Below are 19,496 nucleotides of genomic sequence, written 5' to 3' on the forward strand. Positions count from 1 at the left end.
CTGCAGTCCGCCGCGGCAGTCGCGGCACCGACGGAAGGAGACCCTCATGGCGAACGACATGCAGGAGCTGTTCGACCTCGACGTCCAGGACCTCGTCGCCGCCGAGATCGGCGAGCAGGAGGAAGCGGCGTTCAGCATCTCGTGCGAAGGCTCCTGCACCCGCCCGTACTGCATCTGATCAGCGCGATCCGCCTGATCCCGTAGCAGTACGGGTACCGCCGGGCGCGGTTGCCCGGACCGTTTCGTACGGTCCGCGGCAGCCGCGCCCGGTCGCGTTCTCCCCTGATCAGCCGCCCAGCGGGCCGGGCGAGTCCGCCTCGGCGACGGGCAGCGGCCCGCGCGCCAGCCGCACCAGCTCCTGCGCGGTCAGCCCGGCCAGCCGCTCCCGGCTGTGCCGCAGCACCTCACCGGCCGCCGCCAGCAACTCCTCGTCCGTCCCCGGACGTTCGGGCAGGCCCCCTTCTCCCGCGCCGTCGGCCAGGAACTCGCCGACCGCCGCGTGCAGCCGCCCCACACCTGCCTCCCGCACGGTGAACGACAGGTGCACCGAAAGCCCCTGACGTCCCACCGCCGCATGCGGCGCGCCCCGCGGCACGTACAGCACCTCCCCCGGCGTCAGCACCGTGTGCAGCGCCACCGGCCCCGGCTCGGGCGCGAGCCCCGGGCGCCACCGCCCGTCCGCCGGCGCCTCGTGGACCGTCCACTCCTTCTCCCCCGCCAGCTGCACCACCAGCACGTCCGCATCGTCCCGGTGCACGTCCAGGCCGCGCCGCCCGGCCGCCGTCGCGAAGCAGAACGCCTCCGTACGACGGCCCAGGCGCAGCGCGATGTCCGTGGCCAACGCCCGTACGGGGCCGTGCCATTGGTCCAGCTGCGGCAACAGCAGGGTCGCGCCCTCGCCCAGCAGCGCGCCGATCCGATCGGCGTCGGCCCAGCCGTCCTCCCGCCGCCCCGCCACCGTACGGGCGGTGCAGAACCGCTCCGGCGCGACGACCTCGCCGTCCTGCACCATCTCCACGTACGGCACCCGCAGCAGCCCGCCACGCAGCACCGCGTCCAACTCCTCCGGCCGCGGCAGCCCGGCGGGCCACCCGTCCGGCCGGAACACCTGCGGCCTGCGCTCCGCCAGCGTCTTGGCGAAGGCGCCCGCGTCCCCCACCAGTTGCTCCAGCACTCGCCCCATCGCCCGTCTCCCAACGTCTCGTCCGGCCCTGGCTCCGACGGCCGACCGTCCCATGACGAACGGATGAACGAGGGGGAGCGGTTGAACCACATCCGCGACCGGAACGGGAACAGGCCACCTTCCCGGCCCGCCCGGCCCCGCGCCCGACACCGAAACCCGCAGGTCGGCAGCTCCACCACCGCGGGGCTCACGACCACCGCGGGCGAAATCCGGCGGACGTGGGATAGATCACACCGGCACGCCTGAACGGCCCACGGCCCCAGGACGTGCGGCGCCTCGTCACTCCGGCGCAGGCTCGTCCTCCTCAGACTCCCGGGCCTTGCTCGGGATGCTGCCCGGCTCCCAGCCGAGGACCGCCTCGAAGTGCCGGGCCACGTACGGACCGGGAGTCGGCCCACCGCCGCTTTCGTACCACCGGATGGTCGCGACGCTCACCTCGGCCCGCACAGCGAGCTCCCTCACAGAGATGCCCTCGGCTTCCCGAAACTCTTTCAGCGCTTTCGCCAACCGCTCGGATGCCTCACTCATAGCCCGAGCATCCCGCCCCACGAACGGTTCGTCAGCTCCTCCCGCTCCGCCCACGCCTTCCGGTCTCCGGCCGCTCCCCCAAGCGTCGGAGGCGTTCTCACCCGAAGGACCGAGGCGACCCGGGGCCGTGATGTCCGCCCTCGCTGGCAGGATGCCGGGCATGGTGAGATCACTCCACATCGACGGCTTCTCCGTGGTCGGCAAGCCGGTCGACACACCGGCCACCAAGTTCGGCGGCCAGCCCGTGTGGCGGACAGGCCCCCAGTGGCCGATCAGCGCGGCATGGGACCGGCCGATGCGGTTCGTCGCCCAGATCGAGCTGGGCCCGGTACTCGGAGCAGCCGGCGAGGGAAAGACCGCCTACGTCTTCGTGACTCACGCCGACCACGAGGAGGCCGATTTCTTCGACCCCGACGTCATCGACCCCGACGGCGGCGAGAACGCCGTCATCGTGCAGCCGGGCGGGGCCTACACCGGCCCGGTGCGCCCACTGGCGACCGGCCCCGGACTCTACGGCCGCGACGGGTCGGCGGTGGAGTTCTCCCTCGACCTCCGCCCGGTCGACGAGCCCGATCCCCTGACGGACGCGGAACTCGAAGCCCTGCCCTCCGCCGACCGGGACGGCTACCTCGACCGGATCGACGGCGACAAGATCGGCGGAGCGCCCCTGTTCTTCCAGGGCGACGACCGGCCGGACGGCGGCCCCTGGCGGCTCCTGCTGCAACTGGACGCGAACTGGGTGCCGTTCCGCCTCACCCTCGGCGCCTCGCCGAGGGTGTTCGCCCTCGTGTCCGAGGACGGCGCCCAGGGCAGGCTTCTCGTCCAGGACTCCTGAGTAGGGACAATCGAAAAGACCCGGGCTCGCCGGGAACCTCCCAGCTTGATCGACCGATTCGAACAGAGGCAGGCTCTCCCCCGTGGAAGACACCTGGACCATCATCAACTCCCTTGCCGCACAGCTCGATTCGTACGCCGACCGCAGCGACGAACAGCGCTGGACCCTCCAGGCCCTCAAGCTCCAGGAGGAGGCCGGAGAAGTCGCCGAAGCCGTCATCGGAGCCCTCGGCGTCAACCCCCGCAAGGGCCACTCCCACGACTGGGACGACGTCCGCAAGGAGGCGTGCGACGTGGCCGTCTCCGCCCTCGTCATGCTCGCCCGCATGGGCGGCGACCCCCGCCGCTTCTTCGCCGACCACCTCCACACGATCGCCGCCCGAGCGAGCACCACCCCGTGACCACCCCGCTCAAACTCGGCATCACCGTCGCCGAGCACGACCTCACCCTCGTCCACACCCTGCACCACCTCGACGCCGACGACGGCCGCAGCCGCCTCCAGCTCTTCTTCCGCGCCGCGCGCCACCAAGGCCGGCTGCAAACCGCCGAGCCGCACAAGTGCGAGGAGCTGCGCCGCTGGCCCCTCGACCGGCTGCCGCACGACACGGTGCCCTACACCGCTCAGGTGAAGCCCGGCAGTGCCTGCGCGACGGCGAGGGTGACCAGCTCGGAGTCCGTCAGCCGCAGCGGCCGGCCCGGCCATCGGCTACCTCCGATCTCGTCGTCGATCATCACGTAGAGTGCGGTCAGCAGGGCGTCCAGGTTGTTCGTCACACAACGATCCTGGACGCCTTGCCCGCGTTCCCGGGCACACCGTCAGCATTCGGATCACTTCGACGAGAGCGATGTGTCCCCCCCGGTCGAGCCGACTGCGTCCAAGCGCCCGTGACAGGCTGGGCACATGACCACGGACCGCGAGTACTCAGCCGATCTCCACTCCAAACCCTGGGTGGACACCGCTCCGGCCCAGGGAGATCTCATCGCGGCGAAGGTGCTCGTCTACGATCCCTGCGGGTTTACCTGCTCGCAGCCGGTCCCCGAAGCCGAGAGCGCCGAGTACGCCGCCCACACGTTCACCCTCGACGGCCTGGCCATCCGGTATCGCGCGGCCAAGACGACCCCCACCAAGGTCGGCCAGTTCGTCACCGTCTGGAAGAGGTCCCCGGCCGGGCCCATCCAGCCCTTCGACGCCGCGGACCCCGTCGACCTCTTCGTCATCAGCACCCGCGACGATCACCACTTCGGCCAGTTCGTCTTTCCCATGGACGCGCTCCGCCGGCACAGCGTCGTATCAGCAAACGGCTCCGGTGGGAAACGAGCCTTCCGCGTGTACCCGCCCTGGGTGACCCCTACCAACCGCCAGGCCAGCAGTGCGCAGGCGTGGCAGCTGGGCTTCTTCCTGCACCTGCACCAGGACGGGCCCATCAACCTGGCCCGCGCCCAAGACCTCTACCACCCGCAGGACGGCGCCGGCACCGGCCGGCCGTCACACCACCACGGATCACCTGCCACCACTGATCATTCGGAATGACTCGTCCAGTAGTGCTTTGTTAACGCCGACTTCCGCCACAGCCTGGAGGACCGCGACCTCAAGACCACTGACTGACGGTTTCAAAATTATCTGCAGCTGCGGTCAAGGAAGATCATGATGTGAGAGCACACTGATCCTCGCAAGCGAACGGAGCCCGCATCGATGGCAGGGTCTCTTGAGATGTGATCCAACGCTCCTGCCCCGCCTGCACGCCGCCCTGCTGACCGAACTGCGCAGAGCGGATCTGCTGGACCTGAACGACTGCGCCGTGGACGGCTCGCACGTCCGGGCCCTCAAAGGGGGAACCACGTCGGCCCCTCGCCCGTCGATCGCGCCCGTCCCGGTTCCAAGCACCACCTGACCGTCGACCGCCACGGGATCCCGCTGGCCTACATGACCCTGCGCCCAGGCCCGGGAGGGTAGGTACCGCCCTGCTGCACAGGAAGTCGGCCGGGCCGACTTCCTGTGCAGCAGCAGCGCGTGACGATCGATCTTGACCCCGTGGACGACCCGATCCGGCACCCCCTCGCCTACGCCCGTGAACCGCGCGGGTGGTCACAGAGCGACCTCGTCGTGCTCCTCGACCGGGCCGCCCGCAGGCACGGGCTCCGCTCCGGGGCGGGCAAGACGGCCGTCAGCCGACGGGAGAACCGGCGCAAGCAGCCGAGCCTGGACTCCCAGGTCCTGATCGCGGAAGCCTTCGACGTTCCGATCGCCGATATGGAGCTGTTCGGGTGGCCCGATGGGCTGCCCGGCCGCGAGGTTCCCCGGCCGCTGGGATCGGCGTACACGGTCGCTGCTGTTCCTCCGGCGGGCCAGGGCCTGCGCCGTGCTCGGCGAACGCTCCGCGTGGTGCCGCGACCTGTCCGACGCCGAGACCGCACTGTCGACGGCGGCCAGCGACCCCGCGCCGATCTCGTCGAGCGCGTCCGGGCCGCGTGACGGACGCTCGGATCGGGACATCGCCAGGCACCGGGCTGCGAGGCCCGGCCCCATGCGGGTCGCGGGGCCGGGCTTCGCGCCGCTGTCAGCGAGAAGTGCCGGACGTGCTCGCAGGGGCGCACGTCTTGGGGGCGGCGTCGTGGTGGTGTCCGGCGAGCCAGAACCCGGCGAGGAGTCCGGCGACCGCCAGGACCTTGTGCCGGTTCTGCTTCCACCATGACGGCGATCCGGCTGCCATGAAGCGCAGTTGCGTGAACTCAGGATGCTCGCGGGGCGGCGTGTCCTTGAACAGTCCCATCTCAGGTGAACCTCCTCTCCCCTTTGGGAGGTTCATGACCATACGGTGCTATCCGCCTTGATCGCAGATATTTAATCCCGCCTCACCGTCCCCAATGGGCCGGTCCACGCGTAGCCGGGTGTGTCCGGAGCTTCAGCCCCGGTATCCGGTTCCGGGTACGCGGGGCTCGAACTCCCCGCACAGGTACGTCTCCGGGACCTCCTCCGTCACCGGCACCGACCAGTAGTCGTGCTTGCGCCTCACGGCCAGGTACTGCGCCCTGTCATCGCGATGGCAGCGGATTCCCATCACGCTCTGGCCGGCCGGCGAGTAGTCGGAGAACAGACACGTGACACAGCTGCGGAGGCGGAAACCGTCCGGCAGTACGGCGGCCAGCCGGAGCAGGCCGTCCTCGAACCATTCGCCCTCCGCCGAGAAGGTTTGCCCCTCGAGGTCCATGGACAGCCGAACGAACGCGCCGCTCCGCAACGCCTCTCCCTCGCTCAGCTCCACCGCGAACCGGATCGGGACCAGCCGATTCCCCTCGGGCCCCTCCAACGTGCACAGGAAGTCACAGGTGAGGACGCAGGCCGTCAGGGAGTCGAGGCTGTCGAGGGAGAGACCGGCCTCGACCGCGGCGGGCACGTCGACCGGTACCAGCCAGTCGAAGTTGTCCCCGCAGACGTCGACACCGCGCACGGTGGCGTGAATCTCGAAACTCAGCATCCGCGTTCCGTCCAGCGGCTCGAACCGCCACGTGACCGGCTCCGCACCGTGTTCATCGGCGTACTCGCCCGGGAAAGACTGCGGGATCACCATCCACCTCCACAGGGATGACCCCGCGTGCTCCTGCACAGGGAGTCGGCCCGGCCGACTTCCTGTGCAGCGACGCGGAGATCGGTCTTGACCTCAACCTTGCTTGAGATTCTACGGTACTTGCACCAACGATCGTTCGAGGAGGCAGTTTTGACCACCCACCACATGTCCGACGCCGAGCTCGCCGACCAGCCGGCCGCGTACTGGACGGGCGTGGCCTACGAAGCCCTCATCGCGTTCACCCGGTCGCAGCAGGCCGAACTGGGGTTCACCCAGCCGCAGTTCTGGCTCCTGCGCAACCTGTCGGAGAACGACCTCTCGCCCGACGGCCGCGGCAGGACCGTCCCGGAACTCCAGCAGGCCATGAGGTCCTACATCCGGCCCGGGGACGACCTGAGGGCCGAGGCCGAAGTCCTGCTGGAGCGCGGCTGGATCACCCGCGACCCCGACGAACGCCTCTGGATCACCGAGGCGGGCGAGGCGGCGCGCGTCGGTCTCAAGCATCACGCCCCGGCGATCCGGGCCCGCATCCATCAGGGCATCGACGACGCCGACTACGTCACCACGCTGAAGGTGCTCCAGCGGATGATCCGGAACGCGGGCGGCAGCCTCAGTTAGTGCTGCTCCGCGGAGGTTTGTCGAGGGGTGTTGATCAAGTGCGGCGGCGCGCTCCGAGCGCCGCCGCAACGGCCGCCCCTGCCCGTTGCTCGCCACGCACGGTCAATGATCAGGGCGGGCCGACGCGCCGCACGGCAGGATGGGCCCATGCCGAAGAACTATCTCGACGCTCTCGCGCCGGGCGGCTCCGGGCCGATCCGTGTGCCCGCAGGACTGGTCATCCTCGTCGGCCCTCCCGCCTCGGGCAAGACGAGCTTCGTTCGGGCGCTGATCGAGCGTCGGCAGATCGACACCGAGGTCGTGGTGTCCAGCGACGAGATCCGCGCGGAACTCTTCGGCACGTCACCCGCCGACGCGGACTCGGAGGCGGCGGACGGACGGATCTTCGAGGAACGCGACCGCAGAATCGCCGCCAGGCTCGCGGCCGGGCACAGCGCCGTCGCCGAGTCCACGAACGTCACCCCGCAGGCGCGCGCACGACTCATCGCCCTCGCCAGGCGCTACAACGCCCCGGTGACCGTGCTGCGATTCGACCCGGACCTCACCGACCTCCTCCAGCAACACGCGAAGCGAGGCCGCACCGACCTCACCGCCGAAGACGTCCGCGCCTACGCCGCGGTCATGGCCCGGCACGCCACCGCCGACCAACTGCGGTCCGAGGGTGCAACCGCCGTCCACGACGTCCCCGGACGCCGCCAGGCGACCACGCCCGCCGAGGCCGCCGCGCGCTTCGAATTCGACTGAGGGACATGGCCCGGGCGCGGGTCGGATGCCCAAGGATGGGGCGCATGACGAACGAGATCCCGATGACGGGGACGACTGCGCGTCCCGGGCCGCCACACCTGCTCGGCCTGACCGAGCCGGCGGGGCGGCCCGGCAACGTGTCCGAGAGCTTCTGGTCGAAGCTACTGGAAGTCGGCTGGGCGGGGCGGCTGCGCTCCGAGGACGGCCGGACCCGGTTCCAACTGCACTACTACGGGCAGCTGTTCGACGGTGCGGTGCACGGGTATGACGCCATGTTCTGCGAGAGCTGGGACGAGGAGCGGGAGGCGTTCGTGGACCCCGACGACCCCGGCCTGGCCGTGCTCGCCGACGGTCGTCGCATCCCGTTCGAGGTCGCCCGGCACGCCGCCTTCGACGCGCTGTCCGTCGTCGCCACGAACGGGCGCGGCCGGGCCACCGATGTCGTGTCGGAGGAACTGGCCTGAGTGCGCGAGGCACGGCCGGGGTCATCCCCTCCCCCGGCGGGGCAGGAGGAGGCAGAGCGGGAGCGCCGCCGCGGTGATGGCGGTGGTCCACCAGAAGGCGGTGGCGAAGCCGGTGGCCAGGGCGGCGGGGGTGCGGGTGTCGGCGGTGGTGCGCTGGAGGATGACGATGAGGAGGGCGGTGCCGAGGGAACCGCCGATCTGCTGGGTGACGCGGCTGATGCCGGAGGCGGCGGGGATGTCCTCGTGGCGCAGGCCGAGGTAGGCGCCGCCCATCAGGGCGATCATGGCGGCGCCGAGGCCGAGGCCGCGGGCGAACAGGACGGCCATCAGCAGGGTGTCGTCGGTGGTGGCGGTGACGAAGCCGAAGGGGACGGTGGCCGCGAGGGTGACGGCGAAGGCGGCGAGGGCGACGGGGCGGGCGCCGATGCGGTCCATGTACCGGCCGGCGAGGGAGCGGGAGAGCAGGGTGCCGAGCCCCTGCGGGATGAGCAACAGGGCGGCGCCGAGGGCGGATTCGCCGCGGACCTGCTGCCAGTAGAGCGGCATCAGCAGCATGGCTCCGTACAGGGCGGCTCCGGCGAGGAGGAGCAGGGCCGTGGAGGAGGCGAGGGCCCGGTGGCGGAGGAGGCGGATGTCGAGCAGGGCGTCGGCTCCGCGGCGCAGGGCCCAGGCGACGTACCCGGCGAGCAGGACGGCGCCCAGGGGGAGGAACGGTCCGCCGAGCCGGGTGAGGCCGTAGACGACGGCGGTGATGCCGGGCAGGAGGAGCAGCATGCCGACGACGTCCGGGCGGGGTGCGCGGCCGGGGCGCGGCCCGTCCTCGGGGAGGTTGCGGCGGGCCAGGTAGCCGCCGGCGAGGCAGAAGGGGACGTTGAAGAGGAAGATCCAGCGCCAGTCGCCGAGGTGCAGGATGACTCCTCCGAGCACCGGGCCGATGACGGGGCCGAGGGCCGTGGGCACGGTGATCAGCGCCATGGTCCTGCCGGTGTCGCGGCCTTCGGCGGCCTGCATGACCAGCGTGGCCATGAGCACCATCATCACGCCGCCTCCGACGCCCTGGACGGCCCGGAAGGCGATCAGGCTCGGGGCGTTCCAGGCCGCCGCGCACAGGACGGACCCGGCGAGGAACAGGGCCAGGGCGAGGAGCCAGAGCCGCTTGCCGCCGAGGACGGCCTGGGCCCAGCCGACGGCCGGCATGGTGGCGGAGAGGGCGAGCAGGTAGGCGGTGCTGACCCATTGGACGGTGGCGAGCGGGGTGTGCAGCTGCCCGGCGAGGTCGTCGATGGCGACGCTCATGATCGTGGTGTCGAAGATGACGGCGAGCGCGCCGACGATCAGCGTGTAGGTCAGTCGCCGCAGGGCCGGGTCGACCGGGGAGCGGGTGTCGCGGGTGCTCATGGGCGGGCACTCCTTAAGATACAGCGGTCTATCTTACGGAGGGCAGAGTAGGACGGCAGGCGTAAGATAGGCAAGTCTTTCTAATCGGAGGAGCGACGATGACCGAACGACGACGCGGCGCAGCCCTGGAGAACGCCCTGCTCGACGCGGCCTGGGAGGAGCTCACCGCCGTCGGCTACGCCAGGTTCACCGTCGACGCCGTCGTCAAGCGCGCCGCCACCAGCCCCCCGGTGCTCTACCGCCGCTGGCCCGACCGCGAGGCCCTCGTCCGGGCGACCCTCGCCCACGTCGGGCGCAGGAGCATCCTGGCCACCCCCGACACCGGGAGCCTGCGCGGGGACGTGCTGACGCTCATGCGCGAGATCAACGCCACCCGCGTCCAGCTCGTCACCGTCATGAGCGTCTACCTGGCCGGCTACCACCAGGAGACCGGCACCAGCCCCCGCGACCTGCTCGACCCGTCCGTCACCGGCCGTAAGCAGGCCCTCGACGTGATGTACGAGCGCGCCGCCGCCCGCGGCGAGGTCGAGGCGGAGCGCCTGACCGAGCGCATGAAGACGCTGCCCTTCGACCTGCTGCGCCACGAGTTCCTGACGACCTTCGCCGCCGTTCCCGACCACGTGCTCGAGGAGATCGTCGACACGCTCTTCCTGCCCCTGGTGCGCTGACGCGTGCGCTGAAAGCCCCGCCGTGACCGGGCGTGGTCACGGCGGGGCTCCACTCACAACGTCACCGCTTCATGTAGACGCTGTCCATGAACTCCATGATCTGCTGGTCCGTGACCCGGTGGCCGTCGCGGTGGCCCATCGCCAGGTCGGCCTCGCTGATCATGCCGGCCAGCCGGTCGCCGTCGATCACCGGGATGCGGCGGATCTGGTGCTGCTCCATCTTCTTGAGCACGGCGTCCACGGTGTCGTCGACCCGTACGCAGTGCAGGTGACCGGCCAGCTCGATGGCGGTCATGGTGGCGGGATCCTTGCCCTCGGCGAGACAGCGCACCACGATGTCACGGTCGGTGATGATGCCGTGGAGCTTCTGGTCGTCGCCGCAGATCGGCAGCGCGCCGACGTTCATGTCGCGCATCATCTTCGCGGCCTCGTCCAGCGTCTGGTGGGCGCCGATGCACTGGGCGCCGGTGTGCATGATGTCTCGGGCAGTGGTCACGGGGACTCCTTCGTCGGTGTTCCCCCCTGTTGCCCCCCGACGGCCTTCCCCCGGCGGCCCACAGCGCCGCTCCCGAGGTGACCGTGCCCTCACCGTAGGCCACCGGGCCGCACCTTGCCACGCGTCGCGGGGCCCGGACCTCGCCCCGGTACCGTCGGTCACAATGTCCGCTGTTGCAGGTGGCCGGATACGGGAGGGGAAGCGATGGACATCGTCAGGGATCTGGGGGCGGCGCTCGGCTGCGGGGACGGGGCTGCCACGGATATCGGCCCGGGCCACCACCGGCTGGCCACCCCGGAGTTGACCGTCGACGTCCTCGGCGACGCCCGTACCGCCCACCGGGTGGTCCACCTCCTGCCCGGCGGAGGGCTCAACGTCGCCGCCGCCTACTGCACGGCGCAGGGCCGCAGCCTCGCCCGCTTCCTCGCCGACCACGGCTACCTGGTCATCGGCACCACCCCGCGCGAGGACGCGCTGACGCCCGACCTCATCGGACCGCACTGCGCCGACTGGGGCCTGGACGGCCACCGTACGGACCTCGGGCGCGTCCTCGATGCCGCCACCGCCGTCACGGGCCTGCCGTACGAGCTGCTCGGCCACTCGGCCGGGGCCGCGCTCGCCCTGGCCACGGCCGCCGCCCGCGGCGAGGACGCGGGGCTCCGACGCGTCCTCGTCCTCGACACCACCGGCCCGTACGACCCTCGGACGCACCCGGAACTCGCGGCGAAGGCCGACGCCCTGACCGACCACTTCCTCCACCAACTCGCCTCCGGCGTCACGACGGTGGACCCCGGCCTGAAAGCCCTCCTCACCCGCGCCGCCACCGCCCCGGACTCCCCCAGCGCCCTCCCCCGCCCGGCCGGTCGTACAGGCCGGTTCACCAACCTGGGCCTCCTCCACTACGCCCTCACCCACACCCGCGACCTCCCCGGCCCCGTGAACTGGATCTACCACCGCGCCCAGAGCAGCGGCACCCACACCTTCGGCCCCACCCCGGCCGAGGACCACTTCACCCTCGACCACACCCCCTTCCCCGTCTGGCGGCAGGCCATCGCCCGCCTCGGCAGCGGCCTCCAACCCACCGCCCTGCTCCGCGACTTGGCGGCGATCTGGGCCCAACGCACCGACGTCCACCACATCGACTGGCCGGCCGTACGCGCCGACGTCGTCTGGCTGAACACCGAACTCGGCCGCGGCGACCACGACTTCGGCGCCCGCCTCATCCGCACCGGCGGCGCGAGCGTCGACTACCGCGTCGTCCCGGGCTACGGCCACGGCGACATCGTCTGGTCGGCCACGGCCGAGCGCGACGTGTGGCGGTACCTGCTCCCCGAGTAGGTTCAGCGGCTGGCCGCGAAGTGCCGCAGGAACAGCGCCTCGACGTGCGCCATGTTCCGGATCTCCTCCGGGTCGACGCTCTCGTTCGGCGCGTGGATCCGGCAGCGCGGCTCCTCGACGCCCATCAGGACGATCTCCGCCTCGGGGAAGGTCGTGGCGAGGACGTTGCACAGCGGGATCGAGCCGCCCTGGCCGAGGAAGGACATCGGTTTGCCGTAGACCTCCTGCATGGCCTTGTCGAGGGCGGCGTACGCGGGGCCGCCGGTCTCGGCCTTGAAGGGTGCGCCGGCGCTCTCCCGCTCCACGGAGACGCGTACGCCCCAGGGCGCGGCCGCCTCCAGGTGTGCGACCAGGGCGTCCTGGGCGGCCCGGGCGTCGGTGCCGGGCGGGACCCGCAGGCTGATCCGGGCGCGGGCGGTGGCCGGGACGGCGGGGACGGAGCCGACCACGGGCGGGCAGTCGATGCCGATGACGGTGACGGCGGGGCGGGCCCAGAGCCGGTCGGCGACGGTGCCGGAGCCGGTGAGCCGGGCGCCGTCCAGGACGCCGGCGTCGGTGCGGAAGGTGCCTTCGTCGTAGCCGACGCCGCTCCAACTGCCCTCGCAGTCCAGCCCGTTGATCCGGGTGCCGCCGTCGGCGTCGCGCAGCGAGTCCAGGATCCGGATGAGCGCGGCCAGGGCGTCGGGGGCGGGGCCGCCGAACATGCCGGAGTGCACGTCCCCCTTGAGCGCCTCGACGGCGAGGACCACGTAGACGACCCCGCGCAGCGAGGTGGTGGCGGTGGGGACGCCGACGGCGGCGTTGCCGGTGTCGCAGATCAGCAGGGCGTCCGCGTGCAACTCCCCGGCGTGCGGGGGCACGTACGCCTCCAGGCCGCCGGTGCCCTGCTCCTCCGAGCCCTCGACCACCAGCTTCAGGCCGACCGGGACGGACTCGCCGAGCGCCCGCAGCGCGGTGAGGTGCATGACGATGTTGCCCTTGCAGTCGGCGGCGCCGCGCCCGTACCAGCGGCCGTCGCGCTCGGTGAGTTCGAACGGCGGGGAGGTCCAGGCGGGCCCGTCGAGCGGGGGCTGGACGTCGTAGTGGCTGTAGAGCAGCACGGTCGGGGCGCCGGGCGGGGGCGGGCGGTGGCCGACGACGGCGTGGCTGCCGTCCGGGGTCTCCTCCAGGTGGACGTCGCGCAGTCCGGCCTCCGTGAAGGCGGCGGCGACCCACTCGGCGGCCTCCCGGCACTTCTCCGGCGGGTACTGCCGGGGGTCGGCCACGGACGGGATGGCCACCAGCTCCGCCAGGTCGACCTTGGCGCGGGGCATCAACTCGTCGATCCGGCGGGCGAGTTCGTCGGTCATGGTTCCGCTCCTCCTTGCGGGCTACGTACGGGCTACGCGCGGACTGCTTGCGGACTGCTTGCGGACTGCTTGCGGACAACTGACGGACTACTGGCGGACGGTGTCACGCAGGTCGAGGCCGTCGAGCTTGTCCTGGAAGGCGGCGAGCCGGTCGGGGCAGTACACCGAGAGCACGAGCGCCTCGGCCCGGACGATCGCCGCGTCGGAGAGCACCGGGCGCTGGCCCGGCCCGCCCGCGCCGTTGGACATCCCGTACTTCCACTGCGCCTGGTTGAGCGCGTTCGCCGGGTTCGCGCAGACGGCGCCGCCGTCCTCGCCGAGGGTGTGGGTGATCTGGTCGTTGGAGGGCACCGGGTAGCCGGCCGAACTCAGCTTCGCGGAGAGCTGTTTCGCCTTCTCGTTCGCCAGGTCGGTGGCGTGCAGCTGGGAGAACGACAGCAGGCCCGTGACCAGCATCGCGACCAGCAGCACGATCGAGCCGAGATAGATCCAGCGGTGCCGGGAGGCCGTCAGGCTCCTGGTCATGACGCCGCACCTCCTTCCGTACCCCGGCGTTCCTCCGCCTCCTGGACGGCCAGCTCGGCGGCGGCCTCGGGTGAGCGCCAACTCGGCTTGCGCAGCCGCAGGAAGAGGAACGGGATGAGCAGCCCGAGCACCAGCAGACCGCCTCCGACGATCCCGATGTACGACCAGACGCTGCCGCTGCCGAACTGCGAGGACGGCACGAAGCCGATGCCCATCGCCGCCGCCGAGGCGAGCAGGCCGATCACGCACATCGGCACCAGCGCCGGGGCGCGGTAGCCGCGCGGGTGGTCGGGCTGGGTGCGGCGCAGCCGGATCGCGGCCGTGAACATCAGCAGGTAGACGATCAGGTACACCTGGGTGGTGATCACCGAGAAGATCCAGTAGGCGCTGGAGACGTTCGGGATCAGCGCGTACAGCAGGGCGATGGCGGTGGTGACGACGCCCTGCGTGACCAGCAGGTTCTGCTGGACGCCCTCGCGGTTGAGCTTCTGCAGGAAGGGCGGCAGGTAGCCCTCCTGGCGGGAGATCATCAGCAGGCCCTTGGACGGCCCGGCCAGCCAGGTCAGCATGCCGCCGAGCGAGGCGGCGATCAGCGCCACCGCGATGACCGGCGTGAACCAGCCGATGTGGAAGTACTGGAAGAAGGCGTCGAACGCCTGCATCACCCCGGCGGTGAGGCTCAGTTCGGCCGAGGGCACCACCCAGCTGATCGCCAGCGCGGGCAGGATGAAGATCGCCAGCACCATCGCGGAGGCGGTGAACATCGAGCGCGGGAACTCCCGGGCCGGGTCGCGCAGCGAGGAGACGTGGACGGCGTTCATCTCCATGCCGGAGTAGCTGAGGAAGTTGTTGACGATCAGCACCAGGCTGGCCAGGCCCGTCCACTGCGGGAACAGGTGCGAGGCGTCCATCGGCGCGGCCGAGGCGTTGCCCTGCCCGAGGAAGACGAAGCCGAGCACCACCAGCAGGGTGCCGGGGATCAGCGTGCCGATCACCAGACCCACCGAGGACAGCCCGGCGACGGCCTTCGTCCCGCGCGAGGAGACCCAGACGCCCGTCCAGTACAGCACCATGATCACGAGGGCGGTGTACGGGCCGTTGCTGGCCAGCCGGGGGTTCACCACGTACGCGACCGTCGAGGCCACGTACGCCAGCAGCGACGGGTAGTAGAAGATCGTCATCGCGAACTGGCACCAGACGGCCAGGAACCCGAGCGGCTTCGACAGCCCCTCCGACACCCACCGGTAGACCCCGCCCTCCCAGCCCGAGGCCAGCTCGGCGGAGACCAGCGCCGTCGGCAGCAGGAACACCACCGCCGGCACCAGGTACAGGAACACGCAGGCCAGCCCGTACACCGCCATCGTCGGGGCGGAGCGCAGACTGGCCACCGAACTCGTGGTCATCAGCGCCAGCGTGACCCAGGACATCCGCGGCGCGGCGGCCACCCGGCCGGCCACCGAACCCCCACGCTCCCTGGTCCCGGCACCGGCCTCACCACCCGAACCGGACCCGGGCGGCGACGCGTCCGTGGCACTCATCGGTCCTCCTCCGAAGGGGGCCCCGAGGCGGGCCGCACCCGGCCAGTCCACCGGCCCCCCGAGCCCGCCGCATGCGGCGTACGCCCGTACGGGTGAGGGTCCCTCGGGTCCCCTGGGCGCCCTGGGCGCCCTGGGCGCCCTGGCTCCCGTCAGCCGCCGGAGAAGGTGTGGCTGCGACCGGGTGTCGGCGTGGCCGTGGCCGCGACCGTGGCCACGGAGAGTGGCAACGGAGTTTCGGCGCCCGAAGTCACCCGGCGACGATCAGGCGGTAGCCGTAGTCCACGCTCTCCCGCTCCAGCAGGTCGGCATGCCGGCGGTGCCAGGCCCCCGACGCGAGGTCCTCGCGCAGGCGGGCGATGGCCGGTTCCACGACGGAGGGCGGCAGTTGGGCGAAGGTGGAGCTGGCCTGCCGGATCGTCGCGTCGAGGTAGAGCTCGGGGCGGCGCCAGTAGGCGATCTGGAAGCCGTCGGTGAAGTCGTGCGGGATGGGGAAGGGCAGGACGGTGTGGGCGTCGAGGGCGTCGACGACGGTGTGCAGGGGGGTGAAGCGGGCGTGCTCGAGGTCGCGGATCTCGGGGAGGTACTCGCCCAGGAGCCACAGTTCGGTGCGGTGGGTCGGGTCCCAGGTGAAGACGACCTGCCGGCGGGCCACGCGCCGCATCTCCGCGAGGCCGCCCAGTGGGTCGGGCCAGTGGTGGACGGTCATGACGGCCATGGCCGCGTCGAACGAGTGGTCGGGGAAGGGGAGTTGCTCTGCGCCCGCCCTGACCTTCACCGCCCCCGGGTGCTGGTCGAGCATGATCTGCGACGGGTCGACGGCGGTGACCTCGACGCCTTCCGGTTCGTAGGAGCCCGCACCCGCGCCGACGTTGACGACCGTGCGGGCGCCCTCGAGTGCGAGCCCGATCAGGGCGTGCAGGCGGGGGTCGGGGCGGCGGATGCGGCTGTAGTCGGTGCCGATGCGGTCGTAGGTGGCCGGGGCGCGGCCGGTGGTGGTGTCCATGGGGCCAGCCCACCAGGCGGTCCCGCGCCGGGGCCAGAGTTTTAGCATGGGCCGAATGTTGAGGTTCCAGCTGAGCGTGCCGGACCTGGCCTCGGTCAGGTTCACCGTGTCGCCGTTGCAGGAGACGGTGCTGAGCCTGTGGGCCTGGCACAACCCGGTGCGCCACGCCGTGCACCAGCCGTTCCTGCGCCGGTCCGCGCCGCTGCTCCCCCAGGTGGACTGGCCGCTGCTGCAGGCGCTGGTCGGGCCGCGCCGTCTGCTGCCGGACTTCCTGACCCCGCACCCGCCCGTGCCGAACCCCGACATCGACGAGGAGTTCCAGGCGCTCCGGGCCACCCCGCCCGACCAGGTCGTCCGCGAGCTGCACCTGGTGGCCGACGGGAAGCCCCTGCACCCGCGGCTGCGGCAGGCCGACAGGAAGCCGAGCCAACTGCTCGGCCGGATCGCCGACACCCTCCACGCGTACTGGGCGCTCGTCGTCGCCCCGCACTGGCCCCGCATGCACGCCGTGCTGCGCGCGGACGTCCTCCACCGCGCCCGGCAGCTCACGGACGCGGGCGCCGCCGAGCTGTTCCACGGCATCGACCCCGGGCTGGAGTGGCGCGGCGGCGCCCTGGTCATGGACGCCTGGCCCGGCGAACAGCACGACATCGCCGTGGACGGCCGCGGCATCGCCTTCTCGCCCTCCCTGTTCTGCGACCACGCCGTCACCCTCGCCGACCCGGCCCTGCCGCCCAGGATCTGGTACCCGGCGCGCGGCCGCGCCACCGTCTGGCACAGCGCGACGGCCACCCCGCCCGAGGCCCTCGCGGACCTCCTGGGCCGCACCCGCGCCCGCGTCCTCCTCCACCTCGCCGAGCCCTGCGGCACCACCGACCTCGCCGACCGGCTCCAGCTCAGCCCGGGCGCCGTCAGCCAGCATCTGGGCGTGCTGCACCGCGCCGGGCTGGTCACCAGGGCCCGCCACGGGCACATCGTGCTGTACCTGCGCAGCCGCCTCGGCGACCAGCTGGCCGGTTGATGTCGCCCCTCCCCCAGGGGCAGGCCGCTTCCGCGCTGTCCCGTAGACCGACTCTTGGCACTCCTGCCTCTAATATGCAATTGCAAGCAATAAGCAAGAAGGAGCGAGGAGCCCATGGCGGGATCACCCGTGGTGCTGGGGATCGAATCGTCCTGCGACGAGACCGGGGCCGGTCTGGTGCGCGACGGCGTGCTGTTGGGCCACGCCGTCGCCTCGTCGATGGACGAGCACGCCCGCTTCGGCGGCGTCGTCCCCGAGATCGCCGCCCGGGCCCACGTCCACGCGATGGCCCCCGTCGTCCGGGAGGCCCTGGACCGGGCCGGGCTGACCCTGGCCGAGGTCGGCGCCGTCGCCGTGACCACGGGCCCGGGCCTGTCCGGGGCGCTGCAGGTCGGGCTGGCGGCCGCCAAGGGGTACGCCTTCTCGCTCGGCGTGCCGCTGTACGGCGTCCACCACCTCGCCGGGCACGTCGCCGCCGCGACGCTGGACGGCGGGCCGCTGCCGAACCCGTGCGTCGTACTGATCGTCTCCGGCGGGCACACCTCGCTGCTGCTCGTCCGGGACCTCGCCCGCGACCCGATCACGCACCTCGGCGACTCCCTGGACGACGCGGCCGGGGAGTGCTTCGACAAGGTCGCCCGGATCCTCGGCCTGCCCTACCCGGGCGGGCCCGCGATCGACCGCGCCGCCCGCGACGGCGACCCGAAGGCCGTCCGGCTGCCGCGCCCGCTCAGCGGGCCGAACGACCCGCCGTACGCGTTCTCCTTCTCCGGGCTCAAGACCGCCGCCGCCCGCTGGGTCGAGGCCCAGCGGGCGGCCGGCGCCGCACCGAACGTCCCGGACGCCTCCGCCGCGCTCCAGGAGGCGATCGCCGACACCCTCACCCGCAAGGCCGTCCGGGCCTGCACCGACCACGGCATCGACACCCTGGTCGTGGTCGGCGGCGTCGCCGCCAACTCCCGCATCCGCGCCCTCACCGAGCGCCGCTGCGCCGCCGCCGGGATCACCCTGCGCGTCCCGGCACTGGGGCTGTGCACCGACAACGGCGCCATGGTCGCCGCCATCGGGGACCTGCTGGCGCGCTCCGGCGCCGAGCCCGCGCCGCTGAGCATCTCCATCGACCCCTCGGCGCCGCTGGAGTACGCCGCCCTCACCCCGACGGCCGCCGCGCGGGCGGCCTAGACCCGCCCCGCCGTGGACTCGCGGACCCGCAGGGCCCAGTCGTGCCGCCGCACGGCGCCGGGCTCGGCCCGGCCGGCCAGGAGGTCGCTGAGGAGGGCGGCGCAGGCGCGGCCGTAGTCCGACGGGCGCAGGTCGACGGCGGTGACCCGGGGGCCCGAGCCGCGCGCCGCCGCGCCGTCGACGCAGGCCGCCACCAGCAGGTCCGCCCCGACCCGTCGGCCCGCCCGGGCGGCGGCGGCCAGCACGCCGGGGACGGCGCCGTCGGGGGCGCAGACCACCGCGTCCACGCCCGGGGTGCCGCCGAGCAGTTCGGCGGTGGAAGCCTCGGCCTCGGCGGGTGTGGCGGCGAAGGGCACCGTCCGTACGGGCACCTCGACGCCTTCGCGGGCGCTCCAGGCGTCGGCGGCGGCCCGCAGGGCGGCGGCCCAGTCGGAGCCGGGGCCGGGGGCGAGGAGGGCGGGGCGGCGGGCGCCGCGTTCGGCGAGGTGGTCGAGGAGGGCGACCAGGGAGGCGGCGTTGTCGCACACCACGGCGCCGCTCGGGGTGGCGCCGCCGCCCAGGTAGCGCTCGCCCGTGACGACCGGGACGCCCGCGCCGAGCAGGTCCGGGACCTCGGGGTCCTCGACCTCCGGGTCGATCACCAGCAGGCCGTCCACCCGGGCGGCGAGCACCCCGCCGGCCGCGCTGCCTGCGGCCGTGCCGGGGGCGAGCAGGACCAGGTCGAGCCCGTCCTCCCTGGCCCGTTCGACCGCACCGAAGGCCAGGTTCATGTAGTAGTCCAGCCGGGTCGCGGTGCGCGGCAGGTGCAGTCCGATCGCGCCCGTGCCGGCGCGGCGCAGGCTGCGCGCGGCGGCGTTCGGCCGGTAGCCGAGTTCGCGGGCCACGGCCCGGACGTGCTCGCGGGTGGCCTCGGAGACCCGGCCGGAGCCGCCGAGCGCGTTGGAGGCGGCGCTCTTGGACACCCCGGCCGCCCGGGCCACGTCGATCAGGGTCACGGAGCGGCTGGTCACAGCCCGGAAGTCTAGACGTTGCCCCGACAGC

24 protein-coding genes and 1 pseudogene are annotated in these 19,496 nt (G+C 72.4%); 14 read left to right on the forward strand and 11 right to left on the reverse strand.

Translation table 11 applies throughout. The features are described from left to right. Positions 1–46: 46 nt before the first annotated feature. On the forward strand, positions 47–178 hold the full coding sequence (locus ACIBCA_RS01965) for a hypothetical protein (RefSeq protein ID WP_396280820.1): 132 nt from the start codon (positions 47–49) through the stop codon (positions 176–178). 108 nt (positions 179–286) lie between these two features. Here ACIBCA_RS01965 and ACIBCA_RS01970 read toward each other — a convergent pair whose 3' ends face one another. Both ACIBCA_RS01970 and ACIBCA_RS01975 read right to left on the reverse strand, forming a co-directional pair. Next, positions 287–1,183 carry a JmjC domain-containing protein gene (locus ACIBCA_RS01970; protein ID WP_396280821.1) on the reverse strand — a complete coding sequence of 299 codons (897 nt, stop codon included), beginning with the start codon at positions 1,181–1,183 and terminating at the stop codon, positions 287–289. 279 nt (positions 1,184–1,462) lie between these two features. Continuing rightward, positions 1,463–1,711, reverse strand: a complete 249-nt coding sequence (locus tag ACIBCA_RS01975) for a helix-turn-helix domain-containing protein (RefSeq protein WP_396280823.1) — start codon at positions 1,709–1,711, stop codon at positions 1,463–1,465. Positions 1,712–1,871: 160 nt separating this feature from the next. On the opposite strand from ACIBCA_RS01975, the gene ACIBCA_RS01980 reads away from it, so the two are divergent. The 6 genes and pseudogenes from ACIBCA_RS01980 to ACIBCA_RS02005 all read left to right on the forward strand — a co-directional run bounded on the left by ACIBCA_RS01980 (position 1,872) and on the right by ACIBCA_RS02005 (position 5,018). Then, positions 1,872–2,546 (forward strand): hypothetical protein, encoded by a 675-nt coding sequence (locus tag ACIBCA_RS01980; protein WP_396280824.1) that lies wholly within the window; start codon positions 1,872–1,874, stop codon positions 2,544–2,546. Between the two features lie 82 nt (positions 2,547–2,628). Next, entirely contained in the window at positions 2,629–2,946 is a 318-nt protein-coding gene (locus ACIBCA_RS01985; protein ID WP_396280826.1) for a MazG-like family protein, read from the forward strand. Continuing rightward, positions 2,943–3,284, forward strand: a complete 342-nt coding sequence (locus ACIBCA_RS01990) for a hypothetical protein (protein ID WP_396280828.1) — start codon at positions 2,943–2,945, stop codon at positions 3,282–3,284. Before ACIBCA_RS01985 ends, ACIBCA_RS01990 begins: the two co-directional genes overlap by 4 nt. 162 nt (positions 3,285–3,446) lie before the next feature. Next, on the forward strand, positions 3,447–4,076 hold the full coding sequence (locus tag ACIBCA_RS01995) for a MepB family protein (RefSeq protein WP_396280830.1): 630 nt from the start codon (positions 3,447–3,449) through the stop codon (positions 4,074–4,076). A 199-nt stretch (positions 4,077–4,275) separates the two neighbouring features. Further along, positions 4,276–4,487 (forward strand): annotated as a pseudogene (locus tag ACIBCA_RS02000) (IS5/IS1182 family transposase); the annotation flags it as partial. A gap of 54 nt (positions 4,488–4,541) precedes the next feature. After that, positions 4,542–5,018, forward strand: coding sequence for a helix-turn-helix transcriptional regulator (locus tag ACIBCA_RS02005; protein WP_396280832.1), 477 nt, complete (start codon positions 4,542–4,544; stop codon positions 5,016–5,018). 85 nt (positions 5,019–5,103) lie between these two features. Here ACIBCA_RS02005 and ACIBCA_RS02010 read toward each other — a convergent pair whose 3' ends face one another. Together ACIBCA_RS02010 and ACIBCA_RS02015 are read right to left on the reverse strand one after the other, a co-directional pair. Further along, entirely contained in the window at positions 5,104–5,316 is a 213-nt protein-coding gene (locus ACIBCA_RS02010) for a hypothetical protein (RefSeq protein ID WP_396280834.1), read from the reverse strand. Positions 5,317–5,448: 132 nt separating this feature from the next. Further along, positions 5,449–6,114, reverse strand: coding sequence for a DUF6304 family protein (locus ACIBCA_RS02015; RefSeq protein ID WP_396280835.1), 666 nt, complete (start codon positions 6,112–6,114; stop codon positions 5,449–5,451). Positions 6,115–6,276: 162 nt separating this feature from the next. Between ACIBCA_RS02015 and ACIBCA_RS02020 the strand changes: the two genes are divergently transcribed. The 3 genes from ACIBCA_RS02020 (at position 6,277) to ACIBCA_RS02030 (ending at position 7,937) form a co-directional block, all read left to right on the forward strand. After that, the gene (locus ACIBCA_RS02020; RefSeq protein ID WP_396281225.1) at positions 6,277–6,729 is read left to right on the forward strand and encodes a MarR family transcriptional regulator; all 453 of its coding nucleotides are present in this window, start codon (positions 6,277–6,279) and stop codon (positions 6,727–6,729) included. A 147-nt stretch (positions 6,730–6,876) separates the two neighbouring features. Beyond that, complete coding sequence (locus ACIBCA_RS02025) at positions 6,877–7,473, forward strand: AAA family ATPase (protein WP_396280836.1); 597 nt, start codon at positions 6,877–6,879, stop codon at positions 7,471–7,473. A gap of 44 nt (positions 7,474–7,517) precedes the next feature. Further along, positions 7,518–7,937: a hypothetical protein gene (locus ACIBCA_RS02030; RefSeq protein ID WP_396280838.1), complete on the forward strand. Its 420-nt coding sequence runs from the start codon at positions 7,518–7,520 to the stop codon at positions 7,935–7,937. Positions 7,938–7,958: 21 nt separating this feature from the next. On the opposite strand, the gene ACIBCA_RS02035 is transcribed toward ACIBCA_RS02030, so the two are convergent. Further along, positions 7,959–9,335, reverse strand: coding sequence for a DHA2 family efflux MFS transporter permease subunit (locus ACIBCA_RS02035; protein WP_396280840.1), 1,377 nt, complete (start codon positions 9,333–9,335; stop codon positions 7,959–7,961). Positions 9,336–9,433: 98 nt separating this feature from the next. On the opposite strand from ACIBCA_RS02035, the gene ACIBCA_RS02040 reads away from it, so the two are divergent. Beyond that, positions 9,434–10,003 carry a TetR/AcrR family transcriptional regulator gene (locus tag ACIBCA_RS02040; RefSeq protein ID WP_396280842.1) on the forward strand — a complete coding sequence of 190 codons (570 nt, stop codon included), beginning with the start codon at positions 9,434–9,436 and terminating at the stop codon, positions 10,001–10,003. 61 nt (positions 10,004–10,064) lie between these two features. Here the strand turns inward: ACIBCA_RS02040 and ACIBCA_RS02045 are convergent, their stop codons facing one another. Then, on the reverse strand, positions 10,065–10,499 hold the full coding sequence (locus ACIBCA_RS02045) for a CBS domain-containing protein (protein ID WP_396280843.1): 435 nt from the start codon (positions 10,497–10,499) through the stop codon (positions 10,065–10,067). A gap of 204 nt (positions 10,500–10,703) precedes the next feature. On the opposite strand from ACIBCA_RS02045, the gene ACIBCA_RS02050 reads away from it, so the two are divergent. Beyond that, positions 10,704–11,837 (forward strand): hypothetical protein, encoded by a 1,134-nt coding sequence (locus tag ACIBCA_RS02050; RefSeq protein ID WP_396280844.1) that lies wholly within the window; start codon positions 10,704–10,706, stop codon positions 11,835–11,837. Between the two features lie 2 nt (positions 11,838–11,839). Here the strand turns inward: ACIBCA_RS02050 and ACIBCA_RS02055 are convergent, their stop codons facing one another. The 4 genes from ACIBCA_RS02055 to ACIBCA_RS02070 form a co-directional block, all read right to left on the reverse strand. After that, positions 11,840–13,186, reverse strand: coding sequence for a dipeptidase (locus tag ACIBCA_RS02055; protein ID WP_396280846.1), 1,347 nt, complete (start codon positions 13,184–13,186; stop codon positions 11,840–11,842). Positions 13,187–13,273: 87 nt separating this feature from the next. Next, positions 13,274–13,711, reverse strand: a complete 438-nt coding sequence (locus tag ACIBCA_RS02060) for a hypothetical protein (protein WP_396280847.1) — start codon at positions 13,709–13,711, stop codon at positions 13,274–13,276. Next, positions 13,708–15,138, reverse strand: coding sequence for an APC family permease (locus tag ACIBCA_RS02065; protein ID WP_396281226.1), 1,431 nt, complete (start codon positions 15,136–15,138; stop codon positions 13,708–13,710). The genes ACIBCA_RS02060 and ACIBCA_RS02065 overlap by 4 nt, the downstream gene beginning before the upstream one ends. A gap of 358 nt (positions 15,139–15,496) precedes the next feature. Continuing rightward, on the reverse strand, positions 15,497–16,252 hold the full coding sequence (locus ACIBCA_RS02070; protein WP_396280848.1) for a class I SAM-dependent methyltransferase: 756 nt from the start codon (positions 16,250–16,252) through the stop codon (positions 15,497–15,499). Positions 16,253–16,307: 55 nt separating this feature from the next. On the opposite strand from ACIBCA_RS02070, the gene ACIBCA_RS02075 reads away from it, so the two are divergent. Then, positions 16,308–17,273: an ArsR/SmtB family transcription factor gene (locus tag ACIBCA_RS02075; RefSeq protein ID WP_396280849.1), complete on the forward strand. Its 966-nt coding sequence runs from the start codon at positions 16,308–16,310 to the stop codon at positions 17,271–17,273. A gap of 114 nt (positions 17,274–17,387) precedes the next feature. Next, positions 17,388–18,455, forward strand: a complete 1,068-nt coding sequence (gene tsaD, locus ACIBCA_RS02080; protein ID WP_396280850.1) for a tRNA (adenosine(37)-N6)-threonylcarbamoyltransferase complex transferase subunit TsaD — start codon at positions 17,388–17,390, stop codon at positions 18,453–18,455. On the opposite strand, the gene ACIBCA_RS02085 is transcribed toward tsaD, so the two are convergent. Further along, the gene (locus tag ACIBCA_RS02085) at positions 18,452–19,465 is read right to left on the reverse strand and encodes a LacI family DNA-binding transcriptional regulator (protein WP_396280851.1); all 1,014 of its coding nucleotides are present in this window, start codon (positions 19,463–19,465) and stop codon (positions 18,452–18,454) included. The two genes, tsaD and ACIBCA_RS02085, sit on opposite strands and share 4 nt — an antisense overlap. Between the last annotated feature and the right edge of the window lie 31 nt (positions 19,466–19,496).

The sequence above is a fragment of the Kitasatospora sp. NPDC051170 genome, from assembly GCF_044455705.1.
Taxonomy (GTDB): Bacteria; Actinomycetota; Actinomycetes; order Streptomycetales; family Streptomycetaceae; genus Kitasatospora.

What these genes read in the sequence shown, in the direction of transcription:
- ACIBCA_RS01965 (WP_396280820.1), top strand. Translation starts at nt 47, where the DNA reads ATGGCGAACGACATGCAGGAGCTGTTCGACCTCGACGTCCAGGACCTC.
- ACIBCA_RS01970 (WP_396280821.1), bottom strand. Translation starts at nt 1,183, where the DNA reads ATGGGGCGAGTGCTGGAGCAACTGGTGGGGGACGCGGGCGCCTTCGCC.
- ACIBCA_RS01975 (WP_396280823.1), bottom strand. Translation starts at nt 1,711, where the DNA reads ATGAGTGAGGCATCCGAGCGGTTGGCGAAAGCGCTGAAAGAGTTTCGG.
- ACIBCA_RS01980 (WP_396280824.1), top strand. Translation starts at nt 1,872, where the DNA reads ATGGTGAGATCACTCCACATCGACGGCTTCTCCGTGGTCGGCAAGCCG.
- ACIBCA_RS01995 (WP_396280830.1), top strand. Translation starts at nt 3,447, where the DNA reads ATGACCACGGACCGCGAGTACTCAGCCGATCTCCACTCCAAACCCTGG.
- ACIBCA_RS02010 (WP_396280834.1), bottom strand. Translation starts at nt 5,316, where the DNA reads ATGGGACTGTTCAAGGACACGCCGCCCCGCGAGCATCCTGAGTTCACG.
- ACIBCA_RS02015 (WP_396280835.1), bottom strand. Translation starts at nt 6,114, where the DNA reads ATGGTGATCCCGCAGTCTTTCCCGGGCGAGTACGCCGATGAACACGGT.
- ACIBCA_RS02020 (WP_396281225.1), top strand. Translation starts at nt 6,277, where the DNA reads ATGTCCGACGCCGAGCTCGCCGACCAGCCGGCCGCGTACTGGACGGGC.
- ACIBCA_RS02025 (WP_396280836.1), top strand. Translation starts at nt 6,877, where the DNA reads ATGCCGAAGAACTATCTCGACGCTCTCGCGCCGGGCGGCTCCGGGCCG.
- ACIBCA_RS02030 (WP_396280838.1), top strand. Translation starts at nt 7,518, where the DNA reads ATGACGAACGAGATCCCGATGACGGGGACGACTGCGCGTCCCGGGCCG.
- ACIBCA_RS02035 (WP_396280840.1), bottom strand. Translation starts at nt 9,335, where the DNA reads ATGAGCACCCGCGACACCCGCTCCCCGGTCGACCCGGCCCTGCGGCGA.
- ACIBCA_RS02040 (WP_396280842.1), top strand. Translation starts at nt 9,434, where the DNA reads ATGACCGAACGACGACGCGGCGCAGCCCTGGAGAACGCCCTGCTCGAC.
- ACIBCA_RS02050 (WP_396280844.1), top strand. Translation starts at nt 10,704, where the DNA reads ATGGACATCGTCAGGGATCTGGGGGCGGCGCTCGGCTGCGGGGACGGG.
- ACIBCA_RS02055 (WP_396280846.1), bottom strand. Translation starts at nt 13,186, where the DNA reads ATGACCGACGAACTCGCCCGCCGGATCGACGAGTTGATGCCCCGCGCC.
- ACIBCA_RS02060 (WP_396280847.1), bottom strand. Translation starts at nt 13,711, where the DNA reads ATGACCAGGAGCCTGACGGCCTCCCGGCACCGCTGGATCTATCTCGGC.
- ACIBCA_RS02065 (WP_396281226.1), bottom strand. Translation starts at nt 15,138, where the DNA reads ATGTCCTGGGTCACGCTGGCGCTGATGACCACGAGTTCGGTGGCCAGT.
- ACIBCA_RS02070 (WP_396280848.1), bottom strand. Translation starts at nt 16,252, where the DNA reads ATGGACACCACCACCGGCCGCGCCCCGGCCACCTACGACCGCATCGGC.
- ACIBCA_RS02075 (WP_396280849.1), top strand. Translation starts at nt 16,308, where the DNA reads ATGTTGAGGTTCCAGCTGAGCGTGCCGGACCTGGCCTCGGTCAGGTTC.
- tsaD (WP_396280850.1), top strand. Translation starts at nt 17,388, where the DNA reads ATGGCGGGATCACCCGTGGTGCTGGGGATCGAATCGTCCTGCGACGAG.